The sequence below is a fragment of the Streptomyces sp. NPDC056347 genome (assembly GCF_042262625.1).
In the GTDB taxonomy this organism is placed as follows: domain Bacteria; phylum Actinomycetota; class Actinomycetes; order Streptomycetales; family Streptomycetaceae; genus Streptomyces.
Genome location: NZ_JBHJQP010000255.1, coordinates 1 through 8178 on the forward strand (window position 1 = coordinate 1; position 8178 = coordinate 8178).

The window sequence follows — 8178 nt, forward strand, 5'->3', positions numbered from 1 at the left end:
ATACTGGGATTGAACCAGTGACCTCTTCCGTGTCAGGGAAGCGCTCTCCCGCTGAGCTAATCGCGCAGGGTGAACCTGCGTGTACTGCGTGCGCGATACTGGGATTGAACCAGTGACCTCTTCCGTGTCAGGGAAGCGCTCTCCCGCTGAGCTAATCGCGCGGGGATCCTTGCGGATCAGTGGACGATACTGGGATTGAACCAGTGACCTCTTCCGTGTCAGGGAAGCGCTCTCCCGCTGAGCTAATCGTCCTTGGAGGTGGAGACGGGATTTGAACCCGTGTAGACGGCTTTGCAGGCCGTTGCCTCGCCTCTCGGCCACTCCACCAGGAGTGGGGGGTCGGGAGGATCCCCCACTTTCTGCGAGCGGACGACCAGGTTCGAACTGGCGACCTCAACCTTGGCAAGGTTGCGCTCTACCAACTGAGCTACGTCCGCTTGTCTTTCCCGGTCCGCTTGCGCGTCCCGGCGACGTGTTGAACTCTAGCGGATTCCTGGGCCAGTACAAAAACGCGTTTGCGCAGCGTGCTGAGGTGCGCTCGTGCCGACGCGGGCCGGCGGGGGCCGTCCTAGACTCGACGGCGTGCACGACCTCGCTCCAATGGCCCGCTTCGGCGGCCTCCTCGCGTCCGGTCTCAGGGACGTGACCAGTGATCCCGCAGCTCTCGATTCGGCCGGCTTCTGGGCCGTGTCCGCCGATTTCGAGGGCCGCCTCCTCTGTGCCCGCTTCGGCTCCGTGCGCGAGGCGCCGGTGCCCGCTCCGGCCCCCGGGGCCTGGCGCGGCCCGGCGGCGGGCGACTGGAGCTCGTCCCTGGACCGCGCCGGATACATCGAGGGCGTACGCCGCATCCGCGCGTACATCGCGAGGGGCGAGGTCTATCAGGCCAACCTCTGCCGGGTGCTGAGCGCGCCGCTCCCTGATCCGGCCGCGACCGATGTGGACGCGCTGACCGCCCTGCTCGCCCGCGGCAACCCCGCCCCCTACGCAGGAACGATTCGGCTCCCCGGGCACGGCGTGGAGATCGCCACCGCCTCGCCCGAACTCTTCCTGCGCCGCGACGGCCGCACCGTCGAGTCGGGGCCGATCAAGGGAACCGGCCGTACCGAGGCGGACCTGCTGGAGAAGGACCACGCCGAGAACGTGATGATCGTCGACCTGGTCCGCAACGACCTGGGCCGGGTCTGCGCCACCGGATCGGTCACCGTCCCCGACCTCTGCGTGGTCGAGAAGCACCCCGGCCTGGTCCATCTCGTCTCCACCGTGCGCGGCGAGCTGGCCGACGGGGCGGGCTGGCCCGAGCTGCTCGCCGCCGCGTTCCCGCCCGGCTCGGTCACCGGGGCGCCCAAGTCCAGTGCCCTGCGGATCATCGAGGAGCTGGAGACCGCCCCGCGCGGCCCCTACTGCGGCGGCATCGGCTGGGTCGACGCCGACCGCCGCACCGCGTCGCTCGCGGTCGGCATACGCACCTTCTGGGTCGACCGGACCGGCGCCGCGCCGGTCCTGCGCTTCGGCACCGGGGCCGGCATCACCTGGGGTTCCGACCCGGAACGAGAATGGGACGAGACCGAACTCAAGGCGTCCCGGCTCCTCGCGGTAGCGTCGGGCGCAGAGGAACCGACCGGAAGGACCGCGTGATGAGGATGTGGGTCAACGGCGCACTGCGTGACGCCGAGGACGCCAGGGTGTCGGTGCTCGACCACGGGCTCACCGTGGGCGACGGGATCTTCGAGACGGTCAAGACCGTCGACGGCAGGCCGTTCGCCCTCACCCGCCACCTCGACCGGCTGGTCCGCTCGGCCCGCGGCCTCGGCCTCCCCGAGCCCGACCTCGAGACGGTCCGCCGTGCCTGCGCCGAGGTCGTCGAGGCCAACCCGATGCCACTCGGCAGGCTGCGCATCACCTATACCGGCGGGCTCGCCCCGCTCGGCTCCGACCGCGGCGCCCCGGGCCCGAGCCTCGTCGTCGCGCTCGGTGAAGCGGCCCGCCGCCCCGACAGCACCGCCGCGGTCACCGTCCCCTGGACCCGCAACGAACGCGGCGCGCTCACCGGCCTCAAGACCACCTCGTACGCCGAGAACGTCGTCGCCCTGGCCCGGGCTCGCGAGCACGGCGCCTCGGAGGCGCTCTTCGGCAACACGGTCGGCCGGCTCTGCGAGGGCACCGGCTCCAACGTCTTCGTCGTCCTCGACGGGCAGCTGCACACCCCGCCGGTGGCCTCCGGCTGCCTCGCCGGGATCACCCGCGCCCTGGTCGTCGAGTGGACGGGGGCCCAGGAGACCGATCTGCCCCTCGACGTCCTGGAGCGGGCCGAGGAGGTCTTCCTCACCTCCACCCTGCGTGATGTGCAGGCCGTCCGCCTGGTGGACGGCCGCGAGCTGCCCGGCGCACCCGGCCCGGTGACCGCCAAGGCCATGCGGATCTTCGCGGAGCGGGCGGCCGACGACCTCGACCCGTAAAAGAGGGTGACGGGCCGGGGGCCAGCGGATAGAACATCCCTGATGACCACCACCCTCCGGCCGACCGGGCCGATCCAGCAAGGCACCGACGGTGCGAAGAAGCGCGGCTACGACGTGTGCGACAACGGACGGCTCATCGGCTCCGTCGAGGTCGGCACCGACGCGGCGTTCGGCGCGGCCAGCGGGGTGCTGCACTCCCTGACCATCGGCGAGGCGAGCCGACGGCGGGGCCGCGGCACCATCGCCGCCCTCGCCGCCGAGGAGGTGCTGCGCGGCTGGGGCTGCGGCCAGGCCCGCCTGTCGGTGCCGGAGGGCAATGAGGGCGCCTGGCGCCTGACGGCCTCTCTCGGCTACACCGAACGCAGCCGCAACATGGTCAAGGACCTCGATCCGGCCGGACCCGTTCTCCCCGACGGGGTCGTGGCCCGGCCGATGACCGCCGCGGAGTTCGAAGCGTGGCAGCGCACCAGCGTGGAGACCTACGCGCAGTCCTGGATCGACCAGGGCGTCCCGGCCGACCAGGCCATGCGCAAGTCCCTGGCCGACCACGCCCGCAATCTGCCGGACGGCCTGGACACCGAGGGAACCCGCGTCCACGTCCTGGCCGACGGGGACACCGTCACCGGCCATGTGTGGGTGTCGCTGCTCGGGGAGGACGACGGCGAGACGGGCGGGTTCGTCTACGACGTCGAGGTGAAGGAGGAGCACCGGGGCCGCGGCCACGGGCGCGCCCTGATGCTCCAGGCGGAACGCATCACCCTGGCCGCGGGCGCCCGCCGCCTGGGCCTGCACGTGTTCGCGGCCAACACACCCGCCCTGCGGCTGTACGAGTCGCTCGGATACCGGACGACCCAGTACAACCTGGCCAAGGATCTCTGAGGGCGGCAAGGCCGTGTCCGGCCCCGATCCGCCGGACACGGCCCGGGCGAGGGGCGGGCGGCTCAGCCCTGCTCGGCGAGCAGCCGGTCGGCGATCCGCTCGATCCGCTCGCGCAGCCCGTCCTGGCTTTTGCCGCCGTCCAGCCGCTCGCCGCCGATCACATAGGTCGGGGTGCCGGTGACGCCGATCGCCTTGCCCTCGGCCTGGTCCGCGTCGACGATCAGCATGTGGCGCCCGTCGATCAGCGCGGTGTCCATCTCCTCGGCGTCCAGGCCGAGTTCCCGCGCCACCTCGGTCAGTAGCGGTTCGCCGGTGCGGTCGAGGTCCGCGGTGCGGGCGAGGAGGGCGTCGACGTACGCCCAGTCCCGACCCTGGGCGGCGGCCTCCTCGGCGGCCTGGGCCGCGGCGTGGGCGTGCTTGTGCTTCTCCAGCGGGAAATGGCGGAGCCGTACGTCCAGCCGGTCGCCGTACCGGCCCCGCAGGGCGTGCACATCGGTGAGGGCCCGGTGGCAGTCGGGGCACTGGAGGTCGCACCAGACGTCGAGGACGACCGGGGCCGCAGGGGTGGAATCGCTCATACGGCCAGTCTCCCAGGCCCGCGCGAGCCGCCCAACCGGCACCCGCCCCGACCGCGTCCCCGCCGGCGGGGACGGCGCCGGAATCGGCACCTGGGGAGGATCCCGGCCCTGAGATGTCCCTGATGCGCCCGCCGATCGTGGCCACCGCACCGGTCACCGGTGCAGGATGGAAGGGACGTTTCCCCTGCGCCTGGAGGCACCGATGCTTGCCGAGACCATCTGCTCCGCGGTGTCCGCGGCGGGCCTGGGCATTGCCGCCGTCACGGCCTGGCGGAAGCGCTTCCTCACCGCCACCAGGATCGCCGCCTACTCCCTCGTGCCGATCGCGCTGGTGCTGACCGGGATCGTGGACTGGGTCGCCGGGATCGCCTTCAAGCCGAGCGTCTGGCTCGGTTTCGGGCTGCTGGGGCTGGCCTGGCTGCTGTTCATGACGACGCGGGCCGTCGAGCGGCGCGGCGGTGGCACCCGCAAGGAGCGCCGGGCGGCCGCGCGAGCGGCGCGGGGCGAGGCCGTCGCCCCCGGGGCCTCGGCGCCGTCCCTGGGCGCGGGCGCCCCGCAGCCCCGGCCCGAGGCGGCGGCCCGGAAGCGGTCCGCCGCCCCGGGGGACGACTTCAGCGACATCGAGGCCATCCTCAAGAAGCACGGCATCTGACCCGAGGCCCCACGGGGCTCCCGGGACCTGCCGCCGGAACGCCGTCCGTACGATGAGGGCACGCCGCGGACCGGGCGCGGCCGAGGCGGCAGTGGGGCGGGCGAGTGGCGCGCGTGGCAGGGATCAAGGACGTGGCCCGGCAGGCCGGGGTCTCGGTGGGCACCGTCTCCAACGTGATCAACCGGCCCGAGGCGGTGCTGCCGCGGACCCGCGCCCGGGTGCTCGCCGCCATCGAGGAACTGGGCTACGTACGCAGCGAGTCGGCGCGGCAGCTGCGCGCGGGACGCAGCCGGATCATGGCCCTGCTCGTCCTCGACATGGGCAACCCGTTCTTCGTGGACGTGGCACGCGGCGCCGAGCGCGCGGCCCGAGCGGCCGGTCTCGGCGTCATGGTCTGCAACAGCGACCAGAGCCCGGCGGAGGAGGCCGAATACCTCGGTCTCTTCGCCGAGCAGCGGGTGTGCGGGGTCCTGATCACCCCGGCCGACGCGAGCGGCCGGAATCTGGAGGCCTTCGGCCGCCACCGGATTCCCTTCGTGCTGGTGGACCGGGTGGCGGGCGGCCCTGGTGCCTGCGCGGTCTCCGTCGACGACGTCCGCGGCGGCGCGCTGGCCGTCGGTCATCTGCTCGCGGCCGGTCACCGCTCGGTGGCCTACGTCAGCGGGCCGGACGACCTCCACCAGATCAGGGACCGCCGGCAGGGGGCCCTGTCGGCGCTCGCCGGGGCGGGACTGCCGCCCGGGGCGCTGACCGAGATCCCGTGCGACCGGCTGGACGTGGCGGCGGGCCGGGACGCCGGGGCCCGGCTGCTGGGCCTGGTGCCCCGTCCGACCGCGGTGTTCTGCGCCAACGACCTGCTCGCCCTGGGCGTGCTCCAGACCCTGTACGCGGCGGGCGTCCGGGTGCCGCGTGACATCGCCCTCGTGGGCTACGACGACATCGAGTTCGCCGCCGCCGCTGCCGTACCGCTCACCTCGGTCCGCCGGCCCGCGGCCGTGATGGGGCGGATGGCCGCGGAGCTGCTGCTGGAGGAGGCGTACGGCGGGAGCGGCGGTCACGAGCACCGCAGTGTGGTGCTCCGGCCGGAGCTGGTGGTGCGGTCCTCCAGTTCGGTGCCGCGCTGAGGCCGTGCGGGGCCCGGTCGGTGAACTCGTCGCAGGAAGAGCGGCGTTGACCGGCTGAGCGCCGACCGGTCCGCGCTACTCGCCCGCCACGCCATGGAGTTGCGGAATCCGGAGCCCGGAGGAGGCGCGTCGCACGCGTACCGAATGCGCGACGGGCGATCGGACACCGGAGCGAATCCGGACCGGCCGGTAAGAGTGAACTCCCATGGAGGGGAGGCTTATTGGCGTTCGGCCGGGTCGGAGTGCGTCATGATCGTCCCGAGATGGTCGACACCACCAGGGGCGATGTCCCCACAAGCCCTGCCGAAGAGCCTCGCGGTTGCCTCTTCGCGCTGTCCCAGCCCCCTCTGATGATCTTCCTCGCGGTCGTCGGCAGTCTGCTGCTGATGGCCGCGGTGCATGATCTCTTCATGCTGTGAGGGGTCGGCCGGCCGCCTCCTTCCGGCGCGCCCGGTACGCGGCCACATGCAGACGATTGCCGCAGGTGCGGCTGGAGCAGTAGCGGCGCGAACGGTTGCGGGACAGGTCGACGAACGCGTACCGGCAGTCCGGGGCCTCGCACCGTCGCAGCCGCTCCAGCTCGCCCGTCACCACGATGAAGGCGAGCGCCATGCCGCAGTCGGCGGCGTAGTGGTCGGCGATCGAGGCGTCCGGCGCGAAGTAGTGCACATGCCAGTCGTAACCGTCGTGATCGCTGAGCTGCGGGGTCGTCCCGGCGGCGGCGACGAGCGCGTTGACGAGCGCGGCGGCGGTCTTCGTGTCGTCGGTCGCGAAGATCTCGGCGAACCGGGTCCGCACCTCCCGCACGGCCCGCAGGTCCTTCTCGTCCAGTTCGCCCACGCCGCTGATGCGATGGCGCCGGGCGAAGTCGTACAGCGCTTCGACGTCGGCCAGGCCGTCGCTCCGTACGGCCTGCGGCTGCCCGCTCGCCGGTGGCTCGCTCTCCGGTGCGGTGTTCAGCAGCTCGACCACCGTGTCGAGGGCGATCCGGGTGTCGTGGGGGATCAGCACGCTTTCGCTCCCTGCCTCCGGCGGGCGGGTGTCCGCCGATGCGGGCAGACTCTACTGGCTCCGCCGCGGCGCACCGCGGTCCGAACGGGCCGGGGTGCGGGGGCGAGGGCGGATACCGGCCACCGGCGCGCGCCGGCGCCGTCACCACGGTGGATTCCGTGACGACGGCGCCGGTGTCAGCCGTATGCGGTTTTCCGGGCGGCGCCGTCTCCCCGAGTCGGACGGCGCCGCGCGGCTCTCGGCCTGGTCAGCTCTCGGCCAGGATGTGTGAGAGCTCCGTGTCGAGATCGAAGTGACGATGCTCGGTGCCAGGTGGCACCGCGGCGTCGGTCCGCTTCAGGAACGACTCCAGGGCCCTCGCCGGGGCTTCGAGCAGTGCTTCTCCCTCCGGGGAGCTCAGCGCGATGCAGACGACGCCCTGGCCGTGACTACGGGATGGCCAGACGCGGACGTCTCCGGTGCCGGTGGGCCGGTGCAGCCCCTCGGCAAGGAGGTCACGGGCGAATACCCATTCGACCGTTTCCTCCGCTCCGGTATGGAAGGTGGCGTGCACGGCATACGGATCGGCCGTGTCATACCGCAGGCCCGCGGGTACAGGCAGTGATGACTCGCTCGACACAACGAGGCGCAGGTGCAGCTCGCAGCTGACCGTGGTGTTCATAAGCGCCAGGGCCTTTCGCTCAGTGTGCGCTCGGGGATTCGCACGTCGGCGAAATCGACATGCCACCTACGGTGGTGTTGTAAACCCCTCTGACCTTTTTGTGTCTCTACAGGTAGCTCGTACAGCGGTGTGTAACTTTTGGTTATGCGGCCATTCCGGTGAAGAAGGCCGTTCCGGTAGATTGGGCCCATGAATGCGGAGCGTGACGTGCGGGACGGTGGTGCCGCTTCCACGGCGCCGGTTCCCGGCGCGGGGGACGGTACGGCCGGTGCGACCGGAGAGGCCACGGAAGGTGTGATCAAGGAGCGGGGGCTCGGTTCCCGGGCGCCCGGGTTCATCCGGGCCTCCAGGACGCTTCACCTGAGCTGGCAGGTCGGGGTCTTCGTGGTCGGGCTCGCCGTCGTCGTGGCGGGCATCATCATGTTGCCGCTGCCCGGCCCGGGCTGGCTGGTGATCTTCGGCGGCATGGCGATCTGGGCGACCGAGTTCGTCTGGGCGCAACTGGTGCTCCGCTGGACCAGGCGGAAGGTCACCGAGGCCGCCCAGCGGGCGCTCGACCCCAAGGTCAGGCGGCGCAACATCATCCTGACCACGGTCGGACTGGTGATCATTGCGGTGCTGGTCGGGATCTACGTGTGGAAGTTCGGCATCACGATGCCCTGGAAGATCCACGAGTGACCCGAGGGTGGTCATGGGGTGCCGCTGACATGGGGTAATGTTTGACCCGCACCCGGGCGATTAGCTCAGTGGGAGAGCGCTTCGTTCACACCGAAGAGGTCACTGGTTCGAACCCAGTATCGCCCACCCGGACAGAGGG

At 71.7% G+C, this 8178-nt stretch carries 10 protein-coding genes and 5 tRNA genes; 8 read left to right on the top strand and 7 right to left on the bottom strand.

Features of this window, described 5'->3' with window-relative positions; genetic code table 11:
- Positions 1-89: 89 nt before the first annotated feature.
- The 4 genes from ACFCV8_RS34245 to ACFCV8_RS34260 form a co-directional block, all read right to left on the bottom strand.
- Positions 90-161: transfer RNA gene (locus ACFCV8_RS34245), tRNA-Val, on the bottom strand.
- Positions 162-180: 19 nt separating this feature from the next.
- Positions 181-252: transfer RNA gene (locus ACFCV8_RS34250), tRNA-Val, on the bottom strand.
- A 1-nt stretch (position 253) separates the two neighbouring features.
- A tRNA-Cys gene (locus tag ACFCV8_RS34255) sits at positions 254-327 on the bottom strand.
- Between the two features lie 37 nt (positions 328-364).
- Positions 365-437 (bottom strand) — tRNA-Gly (locus tag ACFCV8_RS34260).
- 163 nt (positions 438-600) lie between these two features.
- On the opposite strand from ACFCV8_RS34260, the gene ACFCV8_RS34265 reads away from it, so the two are divergent.
- Genes ACFCV8_RS34265 through ACFCV8_RS34275 form a run of 3 tightly spaced genes read left to right on the top strand, consistent with a single transcriptional unit; the run spans position 601 to position 3335 of the window.
- Positions 601-1635 (top strand): chorismate-binding protein, encoded by a 1035-nt coding sequence (locus ACFCV8_RS34265; protein WP_376689423.1) that lies wholly within the window; start codon positions 601-603, stop codon positions 1633-1635.
- Positions 1635-2456: an aminotransferase class IV gene (locus ACFCV8_RS34270; RefSeq protein WP_376689415.1), complete on the top strand. Its 822-nt coding sequence runs from the start codon at positions 1635-1637 to the stop codon at positions 2454-2456. The genes ACFCV8_RS34265 and ACFCV8_RS34270 overlap by 1 nt, the downstream gene beginning before the upstream one ends.
- A gap of 42 nt (positions 2457-2498) precedes the next feature.
- Positions 2499-3335, top strand: coding sequence for a GNAT family N-acetyltransferase (locus tag ACFCV8_RS34275; protein WP_376689416.1), 837 nt, complete (start codon positions 2499-2501; stop codon positions 3333-3335).
- A gap of 62 nt (positions 3336-3397) precedes the next feature.
- Here ACFCV8_RS34275 and ACFCV8_RS34280 read toward each other — a convergent pair whose 3' ends face one another.
- Entirely contained in the window at positions 3398-3913 is a 516-nt protein-coding gene (locus ACFCV8_RS34280; RefSeq protein ID WP_376689417.1) for a DsbA family protein, read from the bottom strand.
- Positions 3914-4115: 202 nt separating this feature from the next.
- On the opposite strand from ACFCV8_RS34280, the gene ACFCV8_RS34285 reads away from it, so the two are divergent.
- The 3 genes from ACFCV8_RS34285 to ACFCV8_RS34295 all read left to right on the top strand — a co-directional run bounded on the left by ACFCV8_RS34285 (position 4116) and on the right by ACFCV8_RS34295 (position 6108).
- Positions 4116-4565 (top strand): hypothetical protein, encoded by a 450-nt coding sequence (locus tag ACFCV8_RS34285; RefSeq protein WP_376689418.1) that lies wholly within the window; start codon positions 4116-4118, stop codon positions 4563-4565.
- Between the two features lie 104 nt (positions 4566-4669).
- A complete protein-coding gene (locus ACFCV8_RS34290; RefSeq protein ID WP_376689419.1) occupies positions 4670-5689 on the top strand; it encodes a LacI family DNA-binding transcriptional regulator in 1020 nt (339 codons plus the stop codon).
- Positions 5690-5952: 263 nt separating this feature from the next.
- The gene (locus ACFCV8_RS34295) at positions 5953-6108 is read left to right on the top strand and encodes a hypothetical protein (protein WP_376689420.1); all 156 of its coding nucleotides are present in this window, start codon (positions 5953-5955) and stop codon (positions 6106-6108) included.
- Here ACFCV8_RS34295 and ACFCV8_RS34300 read toward each other — a convergent pair.
- Together ACFCV8_RS34300 and ACFCV8_RS34305 are read right to left on the bottom strand one after the other, a co-directional pair.
- Positions 6098-6700, bottom strand: coding sequence for a CGNR zinc finger domain-containing protein (locus tag ACFCV8_RS34300; protein ID WP_376689421.1), 603 nt, complete (start codon positions 6698-6700; stop codon positions 6098-6100). The genes ACFCV8_RS34295 and ACFCV8_RS34300 overlap by 11 nt on opposite strands.
- Positions 6701-6947: 247 nt before the next feature.
- Positions 6948-7361 (bottom strand): SsgA family sporulation/cell division regulator, encoded by a 414-nt coding sequence (locus ACFCV8_RS34305; protein WP_003959770.1) that lies wholly within the window; start codon positions 7359-7361, stop codon positions 6948-6950.
- A gap of 189 nt (positions 7362-7550) precedes the next feature.
- On the opposite strand from ACFCV8_RS34305, the gene ACFCV8_RS34310 reads away from it, so the two are divergent.
- Positions 7551-8039 carry a TIGR02611 family protein gene (locus ACFCV8_RS34310; protein WP_376689422.1) on the top strand — a complete coding sequence of 163 codons (489 nt, stop codon included), beginning with the start codon at positions 7551-7553 and terminating at the stop codon, positions 8037-8039.
- A 54-nt stretch (positions 8040-8093) separates the two neighbouring features.
- Positions 8094-8165, top strand: a tRNA-Val gene (locus tag ACFCV8_RS34315).
- The last annotated feature ends 13 nt before the right edge of the window (positions 8166-8178 follow it).

What these genes read in the sequence shown, in the direction of transcription:
- ACFCV8_RS34265 (WP_376689423.1), top strand. Translation starts at nt 601, where the DNA reads ATGGCCCGCTTCGGCGGCCTCCTCGCGTCCGGTCTCAGGGACGTGACC.
- ACFCV8_RS34270 (WP_376689415.1), top strand. Translation starts at nt 1,635, where the DNA reads ATGAGGATGTGGGTCAACGGCGCACTGCGTGACGCCGAGGACGCCAGG.
- ACFCV8_RS34275 (WP_376689416.1), top strand. Translation starts at nt 2,499, where the DNA reads ATGACCACCACCCTCCGGCCGACCGGGCCGATCCAGCAAGGCACCGAC.
- ACFCV8_RS34280 (WP_376689417.1), bottom strand. Translation starts at nt 3,913, where the DNA reads ATGAGCGATTCCACCCCTGCGGCCCCGGTCGTCCTCGACGTCTGGTGC.
- ACFCV8_RS34285 (WP_376689418.1), top strand. Translation starts at nt 4,116, where the DNA reads ATGCTTGCCGAGACCATCTGCTCCGCGGTGTCCGCGGCGGGCCTGGGC.
- ACFCV8_RS34295 (WP_376689420.1), top strand. Translation starts at nt 5,953, where the DNA reads ATGGTCGACACCACCAGGGGCGATGTCCCCACAAGCCCTGCCGAAGAG.
- ACFCV8_RS34305 (WP_003959770.1), bottom strand. Translation starts at nt 7,361, where the DNA reads ATGAACACCACGGTCAGCTGCGAGCTGCACCTGCGCCTCGTTGTGTCG.
- ACFCV8_RS34310 (WP_376689422.1), top strand. Translation starts at nt 7,551, where the DNA reads ATGAATGCGGAGCGTGACGTGCGGGACGGTGGTGCCGCTTCCACGGCG.